This is a genomic window from Streptomyces sp. bgisy159, from assembly GCF_057707805.1.
In genome coordinates, this window is record NZ_JBYIQX010000012.1 from 63,638 (window position 1) to 83,150 (window position 19,513).

Annotated in this window: 16 protein-coding genes; 11 read left to right on the forward strand and 5 right to left on the reverse strand. The window is 74.6% G+C overall.

Annotated elements, in window-relative coordinates:
* Positions 1 to 44 precede the first annotated feature (44 nt).
* The 5 genes from AC3ET3_RS14530 to AC3ET3_RS14550 all read left to right on the forward strand — a co-directional run bounded on the left by AC3ET3_RS14530 (position 45) and on the right by AC3ET3_RS14550 (position 7,821).
* Positions 45 to 1,193, forward strand: coding sequence for an ROK family glucokinase (locus tag AC3ET3_RS14530; RefSeq protein ID WP_432133774.1), 1,149 nt, complete (start codon positions 45 to 47; stop codon positions 1,191 to 1,193).
* Positions 1,190 to 1,783, forward strand: coding sequence for a sugar kinase (locus AC3ET3_RS14535; protein WP_432156441.1), 594 nt, complete (start codon positions 1,190 to 1,192; stop codon positions 1,781 to 1,783). The genes AC3ET3_RS14530 and AC3ET3_RS14535 overlap by 4 nt, the downstream gene beginning before the upstream one ends.
* Positions 1,784 to 1,899: 116 nt before the next feature.
* Positions 1,900 to 4,737, forward strand: a complete 2,838-nt coding sequence (locus AC3ET3_RS14540; protein ID WP_435612265.1) for a DEAD/DEAH box helicase — start codon at positions 1,900 to 1,902, stop codon at positions 4,735 to 4,737.
* On the forward strand, positions 4,734 to 7,256 hold the full coding sequence (locus AC3ET3_RS14545; protein WP_435612266.1) for an SWIM zinc finger family protein: 2,523 nt from the start codon (positions 4,734 to 4,736) through the stop codon (positions 7,254 to 7,256). The genes AC3ET3_RS14540 and AC3ET3_RS14545 overlap by 4 nt, the downstream gene beginning before the upstream one ends.
* Positions 7,257 to 7,500: 244 nt before the next feature.
* Complete coding sequence (locus AC3ET3_RS14550) at positions 7,501 to 7,821, forward strand: ANTAR domain-containing protein (RefSeq protein WP_432156438.1); 321 nt, start codon at positions 7,501 to 7,503, stop codon at positions 7,819 to 7,821.
* Between the two features lie 397 nt (positions 7,822 to 8,218).
* Here AC3ET3_RS14550 and AC3ET3_RS14555 read toward each other — a convergent pair whose 3' ends face one another.
* Positions 8,219 to 9,166, reverse strand: a complete 948-nt coding sequence (locus AC3ET3_RS14555) for a helix-turn-helix transcriptional regulator (RefSeq protein ID WP_435612267.1) — start codon at positions 9,164 to 9,166, stop codon at positions 8,219 to 8,221.
* A 185-nt stretch (positions 9,167 to 9,351) separates the two neighbouring features.
* Between AC3ET3_RS14555 and AC3ET3_RS14560 the strand changes: the two genes are divergently transcribed.
* The gene (locus AC3ET3_RS14560) at positions 9,352 to 10,356 is read left to right on the forward strand and encodes an alpha/beta fold hydrolase (RefSeq protein ID WP_432156436.1); all 1,005 of its coding nucleotides are present in this window, start codon (positions 9,352 to 9,354) and stop codon (positions 10,354 to 10,356) included.
* Positions 10,357 to 10,549: 193 nt separating this feature from the next.
* Here the strand turns inward: AC3ET3_RS14560 and AC3ET3_RS14565 are convergent, their stop codons facing one another.
* The 3 genes from AC3ET3_RS14565 to AC3ET3_RS14575 all read right to left on the reverse strand — a co-directional run bounded on the left by AC3ET3_RS14565 (position 10,550) and on the right by AC3ET3_RS14575 (position 12,058).
* Positions 10,550 to 11,002, reverse strand: coding sequence for a DUF7144 family membrane protein (locus AC3ET3_RS14565; RefSeq protein ID WP_432133781.1), 453 nt, complete (start codon positions 11,000 to 11,002; stop codon positions 10,550 to 10,552).
* A 27-nt stretch (positions 11,003 to 11,029) separates the two neighbouring features.
* The gene (locus tag AC3ET3_RS14570) at positions 11,030 to 11,521 is read right to left on the reverse strand and encodes an SHOCT domain-containing protein (RefSeq protein WP_435612268.1); all 492 of its coding nucleotides are present in this window, start codon (positions 11,519 to 11,521) and stop codon (positions 11,030 to 11,032) included.
* Between the two features lie 339 nt (positions 11,522 to 11,860).
* Positions 11,861 to 12,058 (reverse strand): hypothetical protein, encoded by a 198-nt coding sequence (locus AC3ET3_RS14575; RefSeq protein WP_432133783.1) that lies wholly within the window; start codon positions 12,056 to 12,058, stop codon positions 11,861 to 11,863.
* Between the two features lie 208 nt (positions 12,059 to 12,266).
* On the opposite strand from AC3ET3_RS14575, the gene AC3ET3_RS14580 reads away from it, so the two are divergent.
* The 5 genes from AC3ET3_RS14580 to AC3ET3_RS14600 all read left to right on the forward strand — a co-directional run bounded on the left by AC3ET3_RS14580 (position 12,267) and on the right by AC3ET3_RS14600 (position 17,817).
* Positions 12,267 to 13,232, forward strand: a complete 966-nt coding sequence (locus AC3ET3_RS14580; RefSeq protein WP_432156435.1) for a YhjD/YihY/BrkB family envelope integrity protein — start codon at positions 12,267 to 12,269, stop codon at positions 13,230 to 13,232.
* A 177-nt stretch (positions 13,233 to 13,409) separates the two neighbouring features.
* Positions 13,410 to 16,055, forward strand: coding sequence for a winged helix-turn-helix domain-containing protein (locus AC3ET3_RS14585; RefSeq protein ID WP_435612269.1), 2,646 nt, complete (start codon positions 13,410 to 13,412; stop codon positions 16,053 to 16,055).
* Positions 16,056 to 16,351: 296 nt separating this feature from the next.
* Positions 16,352 to 16,870 (forward strand): hypothetical protein, encoded by a 519-nt coding sequence (locus AC3ET3_RS14590; protein WP_432133786.1) that lies wholly within the window; start codon positions 16,352 to 16,354, stop codon positions 16,868 to 16,870.
* 279 nt (positions 16,871 to 17,149) lie between these two features.
* Complete coding sequence (locus AC3ET3_RS14595) at positions 17,150 to 17,434, forward strand: hypothetical protein (protein ID WP_432156433.1); 285 nt, start codon at positions 17,150 to 17,152, stop codon at positions 17,432 to 17,434.
* A 92-nt stretch (positions 17,435 to 17,526) separates the two neighbouring features.
* Positions 17,527 to 17,817, forward strand: a complete 291-nt coding sequence (locus AC3ET3_RS14600) for a hypothetical protein (protein WP_432133788.1) — start codon at positions 17,527 to 17,529, stop codon at positions 17,815 to 17,817.
* Positions 17,818 to 18,012: 195 nt separating this feature from the next.
* On the opposite strand, the gene AC3ET3_RS14605 is transcribed toward AC3ET3_RS14600, so the two are convergent.
* The gene (locus AC3ET3_RS14605; protein WP_435612270.1) at positions 18,013 to 19,512 is read right to left on the reverse strand and encodes a hypothetical protein; all 1,500 of its coding nucleotides are present in this window, start codon (positions 19,510 to 19,512) and stop codon (positions 18,013 to 18,015) included.
* Between the last annotated feature and the right edge of the window lies 1 nt (position 19,513).

Below are 19,513 nucleotides of genomic sequence, written 5' to 3' on the forward strand. Positions count from 1 at the left end.
CCGTACCCGACAACGCTGGCCACCGTGAGGCAGAATCGGCCCCGATGAGCACCTACCGCGACCTCACCGCCCCCATCGGCTCCCGTCGTGCCCCGGTCCTGAGAACCGTCGGCACCCGGGAGCGCCGCTCGCATCTGACCGCACCCCGCGTGCCCACGGTCGGTATCGACATCGGCGGCACCAAAGTGATGGCGGGGGTCGTCGACGCCGACGGCAACATCCTGGAGAAGGTGCGCACCGAGACCCCGGACAAGTCCAAGAGCCCCAAGGTCGTCGAGGACACCATCGTCGAACTGGTGCTGGACCTGTCCGACCGCCACGACGTGCACGCGGTCGGCATCGGCGCCGCCGGCTGGGTCGACGCCGACCGCAACCGCGTGCTGTTCGCCCCGCACCTGTCCTGGCGCAACGAGCCGCTGCGCGACCGCATCGCCGGACGCCTCGCGGTTCCCGTCCTCGTCGACAACGACGCCAACACCGCGGCGTGGGCGGAGTGGCGGTTCGGCGCAGGCCGCGGCGAGGACCACCTCGTCATGATCACCCTCGGCACCGGCATCGGCGGCGCCATCCTGGAGGACGGGCAGGTCAAGCGCGGCAAGTACGGAGTCGCCGGCGAGTTCGGCCACATGCAGGTGGTGCCCGGCGGACACCGCTGCCCGTGCGGCAACCGCGGCTGCTGGGAGCAGTACAGCTCCGGCAACGCCCTCGTGCGCGAGGCCCGGGAGCTGGCCGCCGCCGACTCGCCGGTGGCGTACGGGATCATCGAGCACGTCAAGGGCAACATCGGGGACATCACCGGCCCGATGATCACCGAGCTGGCCCGCGAGGGCGACGCCATGTGCGTGGAGCTGCTCCAGGACATCGGCCAGTGGCTCGGCGTCGGCATCGCCAACCTCGCCGCCGCCCTCGACCCCTCCTGCTTCGTGATCGGCGGCGGCGTCTCGGCCGCAGACGACCTGCTGATCGGCCCCGCGCGCGACGCGTTCAAGCGGCACCTCACCGGCCGCGGCTACCGCCCCGAGGCCCGCATCGTGCGCGCCCAGCTCGGCCCCGAGGCCGGCATGGTCGGCGCCGCCGACCTCGCCCGCCTGGTCGCCCGCCGCTTCCGGCGCGCCAAGCGGCGCCGGGTGGAGCGCTACGAGCGCTTCGAGCGGTTCGCCGAGGCCGCCCGACGGACCCGGGACAGCGCGTGACCGCGGTACTGCCCCACCAGGGCGCGCACCCGGACGAGCCCGCCCGGCCGCCGGAGGACCGCCGCCACATGATCCGCCGGCGGGCGCTCACGCTGCTGATCATCGTGCTCCTCATCGGCGTACCGGCCGGATACCTGGTGATCTCCGCCGCGCAGAGCCGCGACAGCGGCAAGGACAAGGAACGCAAGTACGCGGCGACCGGCCTCACCGCCGGCTGGCCGTCCAGCGTCCAGAGCCGCCTCTACCAGGTGCCGATCCCCGGCGGCTCGACCAGCGTCGCCTACTACGAGACGAACAACTGGAAGACCAGCCGCCTCTACGTGCAGTTCCGGACCACCCCGGCCGGCCTGGACGCGTTCCTGACCGGGCTGGGCGTCAACCGCTCCGACCTCACCGCGGGCGACATCACCATCAGCGCCCGGGACCAGCAGGTCACCGGCTGGAAGTTCACCGGGCCCGGCTTCCGGCCCGGCGACCACTCCGGGCTCGTGCACGAGCAGGAGGACCCCAGGCCGACCCAGGACGTCGTCGTCAACACCGGCGACCCCGCCCACCCCGTGGTGTACGTCGTCTCCCGCACCGTCCCCTGACCGGCGCGGCGGCCGGCTGTGCCGGGGCGCGCCGGTCGCCGGGACCGATTGTCAGACCCCGCCCGTAGAGTCGAAGACGACTGATCCGACGCGCGGGCGGGAGGTGAACAGACCGGATGAGCGACATGGCCGTGGCCGAGCGGACCCGGGTCCCGGTGCGTCTCGCAGCCGTCTTCCTGCCCGCAGCCCTGCCCCGCGAGGGCCGCATGGCCTTCTGGGCCCCCGACGGCGACCCGCTGCCCGCCCTCCCGGACGGGGAGCCGGCCGAACGCACCGAACTGACCGTCGTCCGACGCCACGGCGCCGCCGTCCGCCGCAAGCCGGCCCCCGCGCTGTCGCTGCCGCTCGACCGTGCGCTGCCGCTGCTCGTGCGCGCCCGGCACGACCCGCTGGCCCACCCCGCCACCGCCTGCTGGGGCGCCGCCGCGCTGCACGCCCTCCGGCTCACCGCGCGCGGCAGGCTGCTGCCCGGACTGACCCCGACCGGCCACGACGCCTGGCGGGCCGGCCCGCTCGACCCGCAGGACGTCGCACACCTGCGCGCGGTCGCCGCCGCCCTGCCCCCCGAGGGCCACGCCGTGCCGCTGCCGGGTGCCGGCCCGCTGCGGCTGCCCCGGCCCGAGGCACTGCTGCGCGCCTTCCTGGACGCGGTCGCGGACACCCTGCCCCGCACCCCCGCCGCGCCGTACGCCGCCGGGCGGCCCTTCGCCGACCGCCGGCCCCAGCGGCTCCCCGGCGCCCGCGACTGGGCGGCCGAGGTCGCCGCGGGCATGGACGCGGGCGTGCGGATCTCGCTCCGCCTCGACCTGTCGGCGTACGACCTCTTCGACGGCGGCGCCCGCACCGACGGCGCGGGGGCCGCGATCGTCCAGGTGCACAGCCTCGCCGACCCCACCCTCGTGGCCGACGCCGCGTCCCTGTGGGCGGGCGAGGCCGACGGCGCCTTCGGCCGCCGCGCCCGCGTCGACGCGGCCCTCGCCGTCCGCCGCGCCGCCCGTGTCTGGCCGCCGCTCGCCCGGCTCGGCGAACAGGACGTTCCCGACGTTCTGGCCCTGTCGCAGGAGGAGGTGAGCGACCTCCTCGGTGTCGCCGCGACCCGGCTCGCGGCGGCCGGCGTCGCCGTGCACTGGCCGAGGGACCTGGCCCACGACCTGACCGCCACCGCGGTGGTGCGGCCCGCCCCCGGCTCGGCCACCGACGGCACGGGCTTCTTCGACAGCGAGGACCTGCTGCGCTTCGGCTGGCAGCTGGCGCTCGGCGGCGACCCGCTCACCGAGGCCGAGATGGACGCCCTCGCCGAGGCGCACCGCCCGGTCGTCCGGCTGCGCGACCGCTGGGTGCTGGTCGACCCCGACCTCGTCCGCAAGGCCCGCCGCCGCGAACTGGGCCTGCTGGACCCGGTCGACGCGCTCGCCGTCGCCCTCACCGGCACCGCCGAGATCGACGGCGAGACGGTTCCGGCCGTGCCGGCCGGTGCCCTCGCCGCGCTCCGCGACCGTCTCACGGCCGGCCTGCGCCCCGCCGAACCCCCCGCCGCGCTGAGGGCCACCCTGCGCGACTACCAACTGCGCGGCCTGGCCTGGCTGGAGCTGATGACCGGCCTCGGCCTCGGCGGCTGCCTCGCCGACGACATGGGCCTCGGCAAGACCGTCACCGTCATCGCCCTGCACCTGAAGCGGGCCCGCACCGAACCGACCCTCGTCGTCTGCCCGGCCTCCCTCCTCGGCAACTGGCAGCGGGAGATCGCCCGGTTCGCCCCCGGAGTCCCCGTGCGCCGCTTCCACGGCGCCGACCGCAGCCTCGACTCCCTGTCCGGCGGCTTCGTGCTGACGACGTACGGCACCATGCGGTCCGCGGCCGCCACCCTCGCCGCCCAGCCCTGGGGCATGGTCGTCGCCGACGAGGCCCAGCACGTGAAGAACCCGTACTCGGCGACGGCGAAGGCGCTGCGGACCATCCCGACGCCCGCCCGCGTCGCCCTCACCGGCACACCGGTCGAGAACAACCTGTCCGAACTGTGGGCGCTCCTGGACTGGACGACACCGGGTCTGCTGGGCCCCCTGAAGTCCTTCCGCGCCCGCCACGCGCGCGCGGTGGAGACCGGCGAGGACGAGCAGGCCGCCGAGCGCCTCGCCCGGCTGGTCCGTCCCTTCCTCCTGCGGCGCAGGAAGTCCGACCCCGGCATCGTGCCCGAGCTCCCGCCCAAGACGGAGACCGACCACCCCGTGCCGCTCACCCGCGAACAGGCCGCGCTGTACGAGGCGGTGGTGCGCGAGTCCATGCTCGCCATCGAGACGGCGGAGGGCATCGCCCGGCGCGGACTGGTGCTGAAGCTGCTGGGCGCCCTGAAGCAGATCTGCGACCATCCCGCCCTCTACCTGAAGGAGGAGCACGCCACGGCCACCGGTCACCTCCTCGCCGCCCGCTCGGGCAAGCTCACCCTGCTGGACGAACTGCTGGACACCGTGCTCGCGGAGGACGGCTCGGCGCTCGTCTTCACGCAGTACGTGGGCATGGCCCGGCTCATCACCGCGCACCTCACCGGCCGCGCCGTACCCGTGGACCTCCTGCACGGCGGCACCCCGGTGCCGGAGCGGGAGCGCATGGTCGACCGCTTCCAGGCCGGCACCACCCCGGTCCTCGTGCTGTCCCTGAAGGCGGCCGGTACGGGGCTGAACCTCACCCGCGCCGGTCATGTCGTCCACTTCGACCGCTGGTGGAACCCGGCCGTGGAGGAACAGGCCACCGACCGCGCCTACCGCATCGGTCAGACCCAGCCCGTCCAGGTCCACCGCCTGATCACCGAGGGCACGGTGGAGGACCGCATCGCCGAGATGCTCGCCGCCAAGCGGGCGCTCGCCGACGCGATCCTCGGCTCCGGCGAGTCGGCCCTGACCGAACTGACGGACCGTGAGCTGGCCGACCTGGTGTCGCTGCGGAGGGAGGCGCGGTGACGGACGAGCGGCGGCAAGGGGAACACCCGCGGACGGACGCGGTCGCGGGCGGGGAGGAACGCGGCCGGGAGCGTCCGGAGGCCGGCGTGCGCCCGGCGGACGTCGTGCGACGCGCGCTGCGGGCCGCGCGGGAGGCGACCGGGAGCGCGGCGGACGAGGAGGACCAGGAAGCGGCCCGCGACCGCGCACGGGAGCGGGAACCCGGCCCCGGCGACGCCGCCCGGGCCGCCCTGCGACGGGCGAAGGCCGAGGGCACGAGCGGCGAGCCCGGGAACGACCGCGGCGACGGCCGCGTGGCCGCCGCCGCGGTCGAGGGCCGGGCTGGGACGACGCCCGGCGAGACTGGCGTGCCTACCGCGGGGGTGTCCGGTGAGGCCGGTGTGCCTACCGCGGGGGTGTCCGGTGAGGCCGGTGTGCCTACCGCGGGGGTGTCCGGCGAGGCCGGCGTGCCCGCCGCGGGGGCGGCCGACGAGGTCGGTGTGCCCGCCGCGGGGGCGTCCGGCGAGACCGGCACGGCCGACTCCGGCGGACGGGACCACCCCGCCGGTTCCACCGCAGCCCCTGCTCCCGAGCCCGCCTCCGCCGCCCAGGTCCCGCCCTCATCCCCATCCGCCCCCGCTGCCTCGGCCGCGTCCGCCCCGGCCCCCTCTCCGGCACACCGCGCGGCCGGTCAGCCCCGCGCCGCGGACATCGCGCGGGAGGCGCTGCGCGCCGCTCGTGCGCAGGCCCGGCGGAGCGCTTCCGAGGAGGCCCGACGGGAGGGCGGCCGCCGCCGGGGCGGAGCCGGGCGGGGCGCCGGGGCCGACAAGGACGCCGTAGGCCGCCGGAGTGACACACGGGCGCCCGGCGCCGGCGAGCGGGCCCACCGGACCGCAGAGGGGGCCCATGGCGCCGGCCAGCGCGCGCGGGAACTCCGCGCCATGCTGTCGGGCGCCTTCCGGATGCCGGCGGACGAGTCACCGCCCCTCCCGCACGACGCCCCACCGGACACCTCCGGGGAGCCGACGGGCCCTCCGGCCGCCACCCCCTCAGCCGCGGACATCCACCCCGGGCCGGACGCCGGAGGTGACGCCCGGGCCCGTGCCGGCGGCCCGTCCGACGCCCGGACCCCGGCGGCCGCCGAGGAGCCTGCCCGAACCCGGGCGGCCGACGCGGCCGACGCGGCCGGGCAGCCCGGCCGCGACGAGACGGCGCCGTCGGTCGGGGCAGCAGCGCGGGCGCCCCGCTCCATGGCCGCCCCGTCCCGTGACGGCGACCTGCGGCGCACGTTCCCGGCGTTCCCGGCGTCCCGGCAGCGCACCGGCACCGGCACCGCGGACGGCGAGGGCGCCGCCTTCGCCGAGACCTGGTGGGGCAACGCCTGGGTCACCGCCCTGGAGGAAGGCGCGCTGGACGTCAAGCGGCTGCTGCGCGGGCGCGGTTACGCCGAGGGCGGCCAGGTCGACGCCATCACCGTGACACCGGGACTGGTGCTGGCGTACGTCCGGGGCAGCCGGCCCAGGCCGTACCGCGTACAGGTCCGGCTGCGCACCCTGGACGACGCCGACTGGGACCGCTTCCTGGACGCTGCCGTGGACCGGCCGGACCGCATCGCGGCCCTGCTGGACAAGGAGATGCCGGAGTCCCTCGCCGACTGCGGCGTCCCGCTGCTGCCCGGCCCGGGTGACCTCGACCCGCACTGCAGCTGCCCGGACCGCGGCCACCCCTGCAAACACGCCGCCGCCCTCTGCTACCAGACGGCCCGCCTCCTCGACGCCGACCCCTTCGTGCTGCTGTTGCTGCGCGGCCGGGGCGAGCGCGACCTGCTCGACGCCCTGTCCCGCCGCAACGCCACCCGCGCGGCCCGCGCCGCGCGGGACCGCGAGCCGGAGCCCCTGCCCGGGGTACGCGCCACGGACGCCCTCGCCGAACGCAGGCTGCCGCCCCTGCCGGCCCCGCTCCCCCCGCCGGCCCACCCCGAACAGCCCCCGGCGTACCCGTCCGCGCCGGACGGCCCGGACTCCTTCGCCCTGGACCAGCTCGCCACCGACGCGGCCGCCCGCGCCCACGCCCTGCTCACCACCGGCCGGGACGAGATCGGCGAGCTCACGCTGTGGCAGGACGCGGTCCGCACAGCCGCCGCCCGCCCCGGCTCGGGGCTGACCGCCGCGAGCCGTGCCCTGTACTCCGCGCTCGCCTCCGCCACCGGCCGCACCCCGACCGATCTGGCCCGCGCGGTCGCCGCCTGGCGGCAGGGCGGCCCCGACGGACTGGCGGCGCTGGAGGATCCCTGGGACCCGCCGGCCGGGCGTTTCGACCGGGCCCGCCCCCTGCTCCTCGCCGCCGACCTGCCCGCCTTCCGGCCCTGGCGCAACCGCCTCACCCACCCGGCCGGCGATGTCCAGCTCCGCCTCGGCCGGGACGGCCTGTGGTACGCCTACGAGTCGGAACCGGACCGGGACGACTGGTGGCCCCGCGGCACCCCCGACCCGGACCCGGTGGGCGCACTCACCGGCCTCGGCGGCTCCGGAGGACTGTGAGCCCAGACACCGGCCCCTCTACAAGCACACGCCCCGGCCGTTCCAACGCATAGTCAGGGAAGCGGGAGGTCCTCGGAGTCGGCCCGCGGCTTTGACCAGCGCCGTCGGCGTCCGTGGTCGTCGCTTTCGCATTCCGGACTGCCGTGGCCGCAGGTCTTCGTTTCCGGTGCTCCTGGGGCGGCGGGACCCGGGAAGGAGGACCCTGTCCGTATCCGGAAGAGCCGCTTCAGGGAGCAGTCCCTCCATGTGCGACCACGAGGACCTCGTCCGCAGGAATGCCGCCCTCCAGGAGGAGGTCGAGCAGCTCAAGCACGCCGTCGTGTCCCATGCCGTCGTCGATCAGGCCATCGGGGTCGTGGTCGCGTACGGCCGGCTGCGGCCCGACTGCGCCTGGGACGTTCTCAGAGAGGTCTCCCAGCACACCAACACCAAACTGCGCGAGGTGGCGGAGCACCTCGTGCAGTGGCCGCGCTGCGGATGGCTGCCGCCGGAGATCCATCGGGAGCTGACGGCCTCTCTGGCCGGGACACGCAAGCGCATGGTGAGGAGAGAAACGCGGCCATGACGCCCCGATGCCGACTCGCCGCACGTCCCGCCCAGTACCGCCCAGTACCGCTCCGTCCCGACCTCGCGCCCGCAAGAAGCCCGAACCGGCATCCAGCCCGCCCCGCCGCCGCGCCCGCCCCGCCGCCGCGCCCGGACGGCACCGCGCCCGGACGGCACCGCGCCCGGACGGCACCGCGCCCGGACGGCACCGCGCCCGGACGGCACCGCGCCCGGACGGCACCGCGCCCGGACGGCACCGCGCCCGGACGGCACCGCGCCCGGATGGCACCGACCCGGTACGTGTGCCGGCCCAGCACGTATCCGCGCCCGGATGCCACCGACCTGGCACGTGCGCCGATCCGGCACGTACGCCGATCTGGCACGTGCGCCGATCCGGCACCCGCACCGACCCCGCCTCACCCCCGCAGCGTGTGGGACGGACTCGTGCCGTACGCCTGGCGGTACTGGGCGGCGAACCGGCCGGGGTGGGGGAAGCCCCAACGGGCGGCGACGGAACCGACGGTGGTGCCGTCCGTCGGGTCGGCGGCGCGCAGCTCCTGGTGGGCGTGGGCGAGGCGGACCCGGCGCAGATAGCCGAGCGGGGTGGTGTCGAGGTGGCGCCGGAAGGCGTACTGCAGGGTGCGCACGGTCACGTGTACGGCGGCGGCGATGCCCGCGACGCTCAGTGGCTGGTCGGCGTGGTCGTCGATGTACGCGACGGCGCGCCGCAGTGTGTCCGAGTGCGCGTCCGAGCGGTCCCGCGCGGTCGGGTCGGTGCGCGCGGTGTTGGGGAAGGCGGCGAGCACCGTCGCCGCCAGGAGCTGGCCGCTGGTCGACGCGATCAGCGGTTCGTCTGCCGTCGGCTCGGCGACTACGTGGTCGCGCAGGTAGCCGATGGTGCTCTTCAGCCGGCGCGCGGCGGCGGCCGAGTGGGGCCGGTGCCCGGTCAGCCGTACGGGCTGCGGGCGCCGCCCCGCGGCGGTGGCGGCGACCTGGTCCAGCAGGGCGGTGTCCAGCATCGTGATGTTGTAGCGGGCGGTCCGGACCCGCCCCGCGTAGGGCAGGTCCGGCGGTGCGAAGAGCACCATGTCGCCGGGCCCGAAGCTGTCCCGCACGCCCTGGAAGACGTGGTCCTCGATGGTGCCCTCGTGCATCAGGCACAGGCAGATCCGCCCGAGCGGCGTCACCGCGTAGCTCATGTCGAAGCCCAGGGCGATCTCGTCGACGGTGACCGACGGCATGCTGTCGCGCCGTATGTGCGCCCGGCCCGCCCGGGAGGCGCCGATCGTCATGCGGGCGTACGCCTGACAGAGGAAGTCCTCCGTCGCCTCCAGGTCGTCGCTGTCGAACACCAGCGAGCCCATCACGTCAGTGCCCTGACCAGGTAAAAAGTGCCATGTCAGCGTCCTTCCCCGCCGGGCGGGAAGTAGGCGCCGACGTCCCGCATGCCGGACAGGGCACCGAGCCGCTTTGCGGAAACGGCAAACGGCCTCGCTTTCCGCCCAACGGTTTCAGGAAGATCGGTGGCGATGGCAAGGACCGCGGACCGATGGCCCAGGAGGATCACATGTCGCACCACCCCGCTGAGATCACCCACCGGTCGGTGCCCACACCGGCGGGCCGGACGCACGTGGTGGAGCAGGGGACCGGACCGCTGGTCCTGCTGGTCCACGGCTTCCCGGAGTCCTGGTACTCCTGGCGTCACCAGTTGCCCGCGCTCGCGGCGGCGGGGTATCGCGCGGTCGCCCTCGACGTCCGCGGCTACGGCCGCTCCTCGAAGCCGGCCGCGACGCACGACTACCGGATGCTCGACCTGGTGGCCGACAACGCGGCGGTGGTGCGCGCCCTCGGTGAGGAGACGGCGGTGATCGTCGGCCACGACTGGGGTGCGGCCATCGCCGCGAACTCCGCCCTGCTCAGGCCGGAGGTCTTCCGGGCGGTGGGGCTGCTGAGCGTCCCCTACACCCCGCGCGGCGGCCCGCGCCCCGGCGAGATCTTCTCCCGGATGGGCGGCGACGAGGAGTTCTACGTGTCGTACTTCCAGGAGCCGGGCCGCGCCGAGGCCGAGATGGAGCCCGACGTCCGCGGCTGGCTCGCGGGCTTCTACACCGCGCTGTCCGGCGACACCATGCCCGGACCCGGCGCGCCCGCCCCCCACTTCGTCAGCAGGGGCGGGACGCTGCGGGACCGGTTCCCGGCCGCCGGCGGCCCGCTGCCCGCCTGGCTCGGCGAGCGGGAACTCGACCACTACGCGGGGGAGTTCGAACGGACCGGCTTCACCGGCGCGCTCAACCGCTACCGGAACATGGACCGGGACTGGGAGGACCTCGCCGCTCTCGACGGCGCGCCCGTCACCCAGCCGTCCCTGTTCGTGGGCGGCCGCCGGGACGCCTCCGTCGCATGGCTGGCCGACGCGATCGAGGCGTATCCGGTGACCCTGCCGGGCCTGGTCTCCTCCCACCTCCTCGACGGCTGCGGCCACTGGATCCAGCAGGAACGCCCCACCGAGGTCAACCGCATCCTGACCGACTGGCTCGCCGCTCTGCCGACCTGACCCGCCTCGGCGCCCGCGTTCACGACCCCTCTGCCGCGGTCGGCCGGCTGACCCGGGGTGCCCCACCCGCCGCCCGCGGCACCGCCCCGGCCTCCGCGCGGGGGACCGGGGCGACGGGGCGCCCGGGGGCGACGTCACGGAACGGCCGGACCGGGCATGCCGTGCGGCGCAGCCGAGCGGTGGGGCGACGCCCTCACACGTCGCCGCGCGGCACGGTCTCGAAGGGATCGTCGAAGTCCTCCTTGCGGGCGACACACAGGGCCCAGATGATGAACCCGGACATGGCGATCATGACGATGGACCACACCGGGTAGTACGGCAGGGAGAGGAAGTTGGCGATGACGACGAACGCGCCGACGACCACGCCGAGGACCCTGGCCCAGGTCGCCGCCTGGAACAGGCCGATCCCGATGAGGACGGCGGCGATGCCCAGGGCGAGATGGATCCAGCCCCAGCCGGTCAGATCGAACTCGAAGACGTAGTTGCGCGTGGCGAGGAACACGTCGTCCTCCGCGATCGCCATGATGCCGCGGAAGATGTCGAGGATGCCCACCAGGGTGAGCATGACGGCGGCGAAGGTCGTCAGACCCGCTGCCCACGCGTACTTCGTGGACTGCGCCTCCTGGGGAGCATGGGTGGTGGTCATCTTTCTGCCTCGATTCCTGACGCCTGCTCAGTGGCCGGCGGGTGCGGTGGGGGACGAAGCCGTGGCGGCGGTGGTGGACGCGGTCGTGGTGCCGGAGCCCGCGGCGGTGCCGGCGCCGCTGAGCACGAGGTCCTCGGCCCGGCGGAACTCCTCGTCGGTGATGTCCCCGCGGGAGCGCAGGTCGGACAGCTTGGCCAGTTCGTCGGCGCTCGACGGCCGGCTGCCGACGCCCGCCGCTCTCTGGACGTAGGCGTCGAACTCCGCCTGCTGGGCGCGGGCGTGGTCGATCTCGCGCCGGCCCAAGCCCTTGCCGCGGGCGATGACGTAGACGAAGACGCCGAGGAAGGGCAGCACGACGACGAAGATCATCCAGCCGGTCTTGCCCCAGCCGCTCAACTCGTCGTCCCGGAAGATGTCGCCGATGATCCGGAAGAGCAGGATCAGCCACATGATCCACACGAAGAACCACAGCATGGTCCAGAACATGCTGAGGAGCGGGTAGTCGTAGGCGAGTTCCATGGCGTGCTCATCTCTCTTCTCGGTCCGGGACAGGTGTCCTGCCCGCCGCCCCGGCTGCTCCCAGCGTGCGCACCCCCGCGCGGGCCCGGCCTCACCCCGCACGGGTGAGCCTGGCCCGCGCGGGCTTCCGCCGGTCCCGGACCTGCCGGTCGGGCCTGGGGACGGCGGACGCCCTGTCGTAGCCCTGGTCGACCAGCCGCTCTTCGACCTGGTCGACGACGTCGCCGAGGTCCGGGCCGAGCAGGAAGGCGCCGGCGCGGCGGGTCCCGCGGTGGCGTACGGCGGTGGCCCGGAGCGGCCGCCGGTATCGGCGTGTCCGCGGCGCTCGGCACCACGGCCTCAGTCGGGCAGCCGCCGCATCTCCAGCACCCGCAGCCCCAACGACCGGCAGCGGCCCAGCAGCCCGTACAGATGGGCCTCGTCGACGACACGGCCGTACAGCACGGTCTCGTCGGAGACCACCACGTGGTTCAGCTCCGGGAAGACCTTGGCCAGCGTGTCCGAGAGGTGCCCCTCGACGCGGATCTCGTAGCGCATGTGCCGCTCTCCCGCCGACAGCCGATGGCAGCTTCGTGGCCCTGCGGATCCCAGCATGCCGCCCTCCGGCGGCGTGCCGCCTCACCCCGGGCAGGTGAGACCCCGCGCCCGCCCCGGCGGCGGGCACCGCACGGGGCCGCCCGGCTGAACTGTCCTGGTGGCGCCCCGCCCGGCGCGCGGACGGCGGCTACGCTCGTGCCGTTCCACGGTGCGCGCGCGTCAGGAGGGCGAGACGACGGCTGGGATCGACCGCGAGCGTGTGCTCAGGACCCTGACCTTCTGGCTGCGTCCTGCCTTCGCCCTGCGCGTCCTCAACCGCTTCCAGCGTGTCGCGGGCTTCGACCGCTCCATGGCCCTGGCGTCCAGTGCCTTCACCGCGCTGGTGCCGCTCGCCCTTCTGGCGGGCGTCGTCCTGGGCAACTTGGTCCACGTCGACGCCGCCCAGCGGATCATCCAGCGCTACGACCTCAGCGGTGCCGGCGCCGAGGCGGTGACCTACCTGTTCTCCCCCCAGCAGAGCGAGGACGCGAGCACCGGCGTCTTCAGCGCGCTCTTCCTGACGGTCTCCGTGCTGAGCTTCGCCCGCGCGGCGCAGCGTCTCTTCGAGCAGACCTGGGAGCTGAAACCCCTCAGCGTGCGCAACTCGCGCAACGGCCTGTGGTGGATCCTCACCCTCGGCGCCTACGGACTGCTCACCGGGTGGATCTCCGCGGTGCTGGGAGGGGCGGCGGCCGGTCTGCCGGCCACGGTGTGCGAGGCGGCCGTGACGGCGGTGTTCCTCACCTGGAGCGGCTGGATCCTCGCGGCGAAGCGCATCGCCTGGCGCGAGCTGGTGCCGTTCGGGGTCATCGCGGCGGCGCTCATGGCCGTCTACTCCTGGGGCGCGGACTTCTACCTGCCGCGGCTGTTCAATTCGTACGCGGACCGCTACGGCGTGGTCGGCAGTGTCTTCGCGATGCTCTCGGCGCTCTTCGCGGCCATGGTCGTCCTCGTCGCGTCGGCCGCGGTGGGCCGCGAGGTGGGGGACGAACTCGTCCGGATCCGGGACGGCCTGCAGCCTTCCGAGCACGAGGTCCGGCAGCAGTGGGAGAGCCTGGTGGAGGACACCCGGTCACGCTGGCACAAGGTCCGCGACGATGTGTCCCGCCGCCGCAGGAAGCGCACCGAGCCCTGACCTGCCGGGCGGCGCACCGCCGGCTGTCTCCCCGCCCCGGGGCCCCCGGGGCCCGCGGGGGCAGGCCCATCGGTCCCCATCAGGGGCTTTCGGCCTCTGGGTGGCGTGTTCACGGACAGCGAGGCTTGATGGTGGTAGCAAGAAAAGGCCACTGCGATCCAGCGGGTGGTGAGAGCTGTGGCACCTGACGCCGAGACATCGTCGCGGCCTCCTGCCGGCCCGGACGTCGATCCGCTGGGCGATCCCTTTCTGCGGACCCGGTTCACACCTCCGTCGAGACCCGCGACGTTCCTGCGCCGTGAACGGCTGGTCGAACGCCTCCGGCAGGCGTCGACGACACCCCTGGTGATGGTCAACGGAGCCGCGGGCGCGGGCAAGACCCTCCTCGTCGCCGACTGGGCCGCCGGCCTGCGCCGGCGGGCCGCCTGGCTGACCGTGGACGAGACGGTCCGGCGGCCGGGCATGTTCTGGGCCCACCTGATCAAGGCTCTGGGCACGGCCGGCGTGCCGATCCCCGCCGACGTCGGTTTCCCCTCCGACGCACGCCAGGCGGACCCCACCCTGCTGAACCGGCTGGCGGCACGGCTCAGCGGCGACCGCACCGGCGTCACCCTGGTGGTCGACGAGTACGACCAGGTCGACCCCGAGGTCTCGCAGCAGCTGGGATTCGTCCTGCACCACGCCGGGCCGGGTCTGAACCTGGTGCTGGTCACCCGTACCGAACCGTTGCTGCCGCTGCACCGCTACCGGGCCTCCGGCGAACTGACCGAGATCAGGGACGCCGATCTGGCCTTCACGCCCGAGGAGGCCGTCGAACTGCTGGAGCGGCACGGGCTGCGCCTGCCCCTCGCCGCGGCCGAGGCCCTGGTGGACCGCACCCGCGGGTGGGCGGCCGGCCTGCGGTTGTGCGCCCTGGCCGCTCGCCGGAGCCCGGACCCGGAGCGGTACCTGAAGGAGTTCGAGGCCGGGCACAGCACCGTCGCCGACTTCCTGCTGGCCGAGGTGCTCCAGCGGCAGCCGGCTCCGACGCAGGACCTGCTGCTGCGCGTCAGCGTCCTCGACCGCTTCTGCGCCGGACTGGCGGACGAGCTGACCGGTCGCCGGGACGCCGAGCCCACCCTGGCCGAGCTGCACCGCGTGAATGCCTTCGTCGAGGACCTCGGCCACTCCTGGTACCGCCTGCATCCGCTGTTCCGGGAGATCCTCCGGGTGCATCTGCGCGAGCGGTACCCCGGTCTGGAGCCGGAGCTGCACCGGCGGTCCGCGCACTGGCTGCGGCGGTCCGGGGCCCTGCCCGAGATGGTCGCCCACGGCGCGGCCGCGGGAGACTGGGAGTTCACGGCCCGTGCCCTGGTCGACGACCTGGCGATCGGACAGTTGTTCACCGGACTGTGCCACGACGACCTGGCCCGGTTGTTCGCCGACATGGAACCCGGCACGGCGACCGCGGAGTCCGACCTCGTCCAGGCGGCCCGTGACCTCTCCCGCCACGACCTCGACCGGGGCCTGGTCCACCTGCGGGACGCGAGGGAACACCTCGCCGCCGACAACGCCCGCCCCCCGGCGGTCCAGCTGAGCTACGCGCTGCTGGAGGCGCTGGCCGCCCGGCTGTCCGGTTCCCCGCACCGGGCGGAACAGGCCGCCCGGGCGGCCGGCGAGATCCAGCGGGAGGTCCCGGCCCACCTGCTCGACCGGCACCCCGAGCTGCCCGCCCTGCTGCTGACCCACGTGGGGTCGGCCAGGCTGTGGGCGGGGCACCTGGAAGAGGCGCGCGAGGCACTGACCTCGGTGACCGACGAGCACGGCAGCGCCTCGACGGCGATGGCCCGGCAGGAGTCGCTCGCCCACCTGGCGCTGATCGACTACCTCGACGGCTGGCCGGACAAGGCGCAGCGCCGCGTGACGGCCGCCCTCGCGGAGTCGGAGCGGTTCGGCGTGCCCGAGTGCGCCGACTGCGGCCTCGGCGGACTGGTCCTGGCGGCGGTGGCGGTCGAGCGTGACGAACTGGACCGGGCTCAGGCACTGCTCGACGGGACGCCCGGATGCGCGGTACCGGACCCGGTGACGGCCGCCGGCCGGTCGCTCGTGACGGCCCGGCTGCTGCTGGCCCGCGGAAGGGCGCACGCCGCGGTCGCGGCCGCCGCCGCGGAGGTGCCGGCCGACGTCGCCTCGCCCTGGGCGCAGGGCCACACCGCACTGGTCGCGTCCTGCGCGCACCTGGCCGAAGGGCGGCCGGACGCCGCCGCGGAAGTGCTGCGCGACCTGGACACCGAGCAGCCGGCGTGCGTGGTGGGTGCGGCACGGGCCCACCTCGCGGCCGGGGACCGGACGACGGCACTCGACGTGCTCGACGCGCTGCCCGGAGCACGGCACGTCGGTCCCGCGGTGCGGGTACGGGCCACGCTGGTCCGCGCGCAGGCCGCACACGCCGACGGGGACGCCGCCGCCACCCGCCGGCTGCTCACCGAGGCGCTGCTGACCGCCCGCCGCGACAGGCTGCGTAGGCCCTTCCGGGAGGCCGGCGCGTGGCTCGGGCCCCTCCTCGCGGGGGCGCCCCTGCGGGAGCTGGCCGCCGGGTGGCTCGAGCCCGGTGACGCGGCGCCCGGTGCCGAGCCCGCGCCCGTACTGGTCGAACGGCTCAGTGAGCGCGAGCGGGACGTGCTGGTGCGCCTGGCACGGATGATGTCCACCGAGGAGATCGCCGCCGACCTGTACGTGTCGGTGAACACGGTGAAGACCCACGTGAAGAACCTCCACCGCAAGCTGGCGGTGAACCGGCGCACGGAAGCGGTACGGCAGGCCCGCAGGCTGGGCCTCCTGTGAGACACACCGCCGCACCGGGCGTCCCGGACCGGCATCGGCCTCCGCCCCGCCCGGGGACGTGCCATCCTCCGCCAAGGGTGAGGCGTTCCCCGGCGCGGTCCGGTCCCCTGGACAGGGCGGGCCGGGCCGACGGCGTCCGACCGGCACCGGGCGCCCGCGGACGGCCACCCGGCACCCGCCGACCGACCGTACGGCCGGGCCCGGCGGGCCCGACCGCCCTAGGGGTCGGCCCGCGACCACCGGGCTCCTCGCCCACGGCCCGCGACCACCGGGCCGACGTCCGGAAGGCAGCCGTCATGCCGAGAACCGAGACCACCACCACGCGTGACCGGCGCGGGGAGCGCCGCGCTCACGCCGACTACACCGGTGGTGTCTACGGTTCCATGCTGGCCGCCTCCGTACTGATCGGGGCCGGCACGCTGGGCTCCTTCCCCCGGCTGGAGCTGGTCGCCCTGCTGCTCCTGAGCGGGGTGGCCTTCTGGACAGCGCACGTGCACGCCCAGCTGTTCGGCGCCCGCCTGGCGCAGCACCCCCTCGACCGCCACACCGTCGGGCACGTCTGCCGGGACGAATGGCCCATCGTCAAGGGGACCGTCCCGCCGGCCGCGGCCGTGGCGGTCAGCCCCCTGCTGGGGCTCGGCGTCCAGGGCGCCCTGTGGCTGGCGCTCTCCGTGGCCGTGACCGGCCAGATCGGGTGGTCGGTGGCGGCCGCACGGCGGGCCGGCGCCCCACACCGCCTGATCGCGCTCACCGCCCTGGTCAATCTGGTCCTCGGCCTGCTGATCATCTCGTTCAAGCTGTTCGTGAAGCACTGACACTACCGGCGCCCCGGACCGCCCTCCCGACGGCGCCCGCCCGGCACGGCGCGAACGCCGTGCCTCGCCGGCCCGGGGTGAGGCGCGCGGGGGGCGGCCGCCGGCAAGGCGTCCAGCGTCCGGTACCACGATCGAGCGACCACGACCGCGAACCGAGCAAGACCGGACCTGACGTCAACTGCGGCCGCTGCCTCGACGGGAACCGGACCAGGCCGTTGCGCTGTCTCTGGGGACATGATCGACCATCCGTGCCTTCCGGCCGGTCCGAGGGAGCAGCTGATGAGGCGTATACGTGCGTCCGTTGGGGCCGCGGCCCTGGTGCTCACTGTGGGAGCCCTTCTCGCGGGCTGTTCGCAGGAGTACCAGGACGAGCGGGGCAAGGGGGACGCCCCGGTGGAGGGCGGCAAGGGTGAAGACACACCGGCCGAGGTCTACAACATGCCTGACGGATTCGGAAACCTCGCCACGAAGTGCGTGGGGCACGGCTTCCGCGCCTATGTCACGACGAACGCCACCGGCCCGTCGAACGTGCAGGTCGTGGAGGACAAGTCGTGCGCGGGCTGAGCAGGGCGGCGCGCACGCGGGCGGATCGGCGCGGTCCGCACCCGCACCCGCACCCGGGCCTCCGGCGTGGCGCGCGAGCCGGTGTCGCGGTCATGGGTGCCCTGCTGTCCGCCGTGCTGCTTGCCGGCTGTTCCCAGGACTACTACGACGAGCGGGGCAAGGCTGACGCCCCGGTGAAGGGAAGAGCGGGCCAGAACACCGCTGCCGAGGTCTACAACTTCCCCGACGGCTTCGGAAATCTGGCCACGAAGTGCGTCGGAGAGGGCAAGCGTGGCTACACCACCACGCGGTCCGTACAGAATGAGGAAAAGGGAGAGAACGGGATCGTGATCATTCCGGCCAACGCGGTGATCGTCGACGACCCGACGTGCGCGGCACCGTAACCGGGTGCCAAAGGCCGTCCGGGTGACGCTCCCCGCGCGTCCACCCCGCACGCGGTCCGCAGTGCGTGCATTTCGCGGCGCTCGCGGAACCGCCCGCGCAGGCGATGCGCGTGCCTGTCGTCGGGCTCTTTGCCCGGTCATGCCGGCGCGGGGTCGCACTCATGGCACCATCCGGGAACCCGTCCGCGAGTGCACTCAGTATCGGGCTGCCGTCGGCGGTGTGGCGGCACCGCTCAGACAGTGGTCGAGCAGAGTGTGCATGCGGGGCACGGGGAGGGAGGGGTTGGCCGCGGCGCCCTCTGCGGTGCCGAGGCCGGTGAGGAGGGTGTCCAGGATCTCCGGTGGCATGGTCGGGTTGGCGGCGGCAGCCCGGCGTACCGCGTCGTCGGGGTCGTCCAGCGGAGGTTCGGGCAGGGTGGGGTCGGCGGCGGCCAAGGCGCGTACCTCGGGCTCCGGGTGGCCGACGAGGTGGGTCAGGCCGGTGCGGGGGAACGCGGGCAGGGTCAGCAGGTGCGGGCGGTGGGCGGGCCGGGTCACGAAGATGTCGAGGAGGAGATTCGGCGGAGCCAGCGGGTGGTGGCAGGCCAGCCGGATCCGTACCTCCTCGTCCTCATCGAGCACCAGTATCCCGACGAGTTCTGCGGGCAGGCGGGGCCAGCTCGCCGCAACCCGGCGGAGCACCGGCTCCTCGGACGCCGCGCAGGTGGCGTACCACTCGGGCGACGGCTCGGTGGCCGGCTCCGTGATCGGGCAGGTGCAGTCGGGCCCGTGCCCGACGACCCCGTCGACCGCCTGGAATTCGTCCCAGGTACGGATGGAGGGCTGGAGGCGGGCACGCATCCGCACGTCCTCGTCCGGATCCTGCCTCAGCTCCGCCGCCTCCGGTCCCAGGTCGGGCCGGGTGGCGATCAGCCTGCGGATCTCCGCATCGGGGTGGCGGGCGAGCTGGGAGAGGGCGTTGGCCGGGGTATGGCGGTTCACGGCCAGCGGGTACACCTCGTCCTTCAGCAGGCACCGCTCGACGACCGCCGGTGACAGGGCGCGGGTGCAGAGCACGAACATCGCGTGGCGTGATCCGATGGGTGGCAGCTCGGCCTCCACAGCCTCCGGGTCCAGCTGCCGGCTGCCCTCCCTCGCTGCTTCCCGCACGGCGGGGTCGGGGTCGTCGAGCAGGGCATTGCGCTGCGAGGCGGTGAGCGACTGCCACTGGAACGCGGCGTACAGACGGAGCGCGGGGTGGTCGTGACCAGCCGCGTGCCGGGGAAAGGACCGAGGGACCTGCCGGGAGGAGCAGAGTTCCGAGGCGATCTCCATTTCGGTGACCCGGCCGTCCTCGCCTCCGTCTTGAGCGGTCAGGAAAGTGACGAGGATGTCGTTCGGCAGGGGCCGGACCCACCGAGGCCGGTGCCGGGTGCCGCCGGCGAGACGGGCACGGACGAGTCCCGATGGGGCCGACGCCAAGGGAGCAAGCCGTGCGGGGTCGACGTGCAGGTTGCGGGCGAGGGCGCGGCGGATCCGCTCGACCGGGTGGCACAGGGCCGCGTCGATGACGGCGTCGGGCAGGTCGCGACCCTCGCACATCAGCAGGCCGGCCTCACCGGCGGCTTCGTCCAGGAGGCGTATGAGCACGTCGGCCGGGGCCGCCGTGTTGAAGGCGATGCCGCGCAGCCACAGTTCACGGAGGGAATCGGACACC

What these genes read in the sequence shown, in the direction of transcription:
- AC3ET3_RS14530 (WP_432133774.1), top strand. Translation starts at nt 45, where the DNA reads ATGAGCACCTACCGCGACCTCACCGCCCCCATCGGCTCCCGTCGTGCC.
- AC3ET3_RS14560 (WP_432156436.1), top strand. Translation starts at nt 9,352, where the DNA reads ATGGCCCAGGAGGATCACATGTCGCACCACCCCGCTGAGATCACCCAC.
- AC3ET3_RS14600 (WP_432133788.1), top strand. Translation starts at nt 17,527, where the DNA reads ATGGGTGCCCTGCTGTCCGCCGTGCTGCTTGCCGGCTGTTCCCAGGAC.
- AC3ET3_RS14540 (WP_435612265.1), top strand. Translation starts at nt 1,900, where the DNA reads ATGAGCGACATGGCCGTGGCCGAGCGGACCCGGGTCCCGGTGCGTCTC.
- AC3ET3_RS14550 (WP_432156438.1), top strand. Translation starts at nt 7,501, where the DNA reads ATGTGCGACCACGAGGACCTCGTCCGCAGGAATGCCGCCCTCCAGGAG.
- AC3ET3_RS14595 (WP_432156433.1), top strand. Translation starts at nt 17,150, where the DNA reads ATGAGGCGTATACGTGCGTCCGTTGGGGCCGCGGCCCTGGTGCTCACT.
- AC3ET3_RS14575 (WP_432133783.1), bottom strand. Translation starts at nt 12,058, where the DNA reads ATGCGCTACGAGATCCGCGTCGAGGGGCACCTCTCGGACACGCTGGCC.
- AC3ET3_RS14555 (WP_435612267.1), bottom strand. Translation starts at nt 9,166, where the DNA reads ATGGGCTCGCTGGTGTTCGACAGCGACGACCTGGAGGCGACGGAGGAC.
- AC3ET3_RS14590 (WP_432133786.1), top strand. Translation starts at nt 16,352, where the DNA reads ATGCCGAGAACCGAGACCACCACCACGCGTGACCGGCGCGGGGAGCGC.
- AC3ET3_RS14565 (WP_432133781.1), bottom strand. Translation starts at nt 11,002, where the DNA reads ATGACCACCACCCATGCTCCCCAGGAGGCGCAGTCCACGAAGTACGCG.
- AC3ET3_RS14570 (WP_435612268.1), bottom strand. Translation starts at nt 11,521, where the DNA reads ATGGAACTCGCCTACGACTACCCGCTCCTCAGCATGTTCTGGACCATG.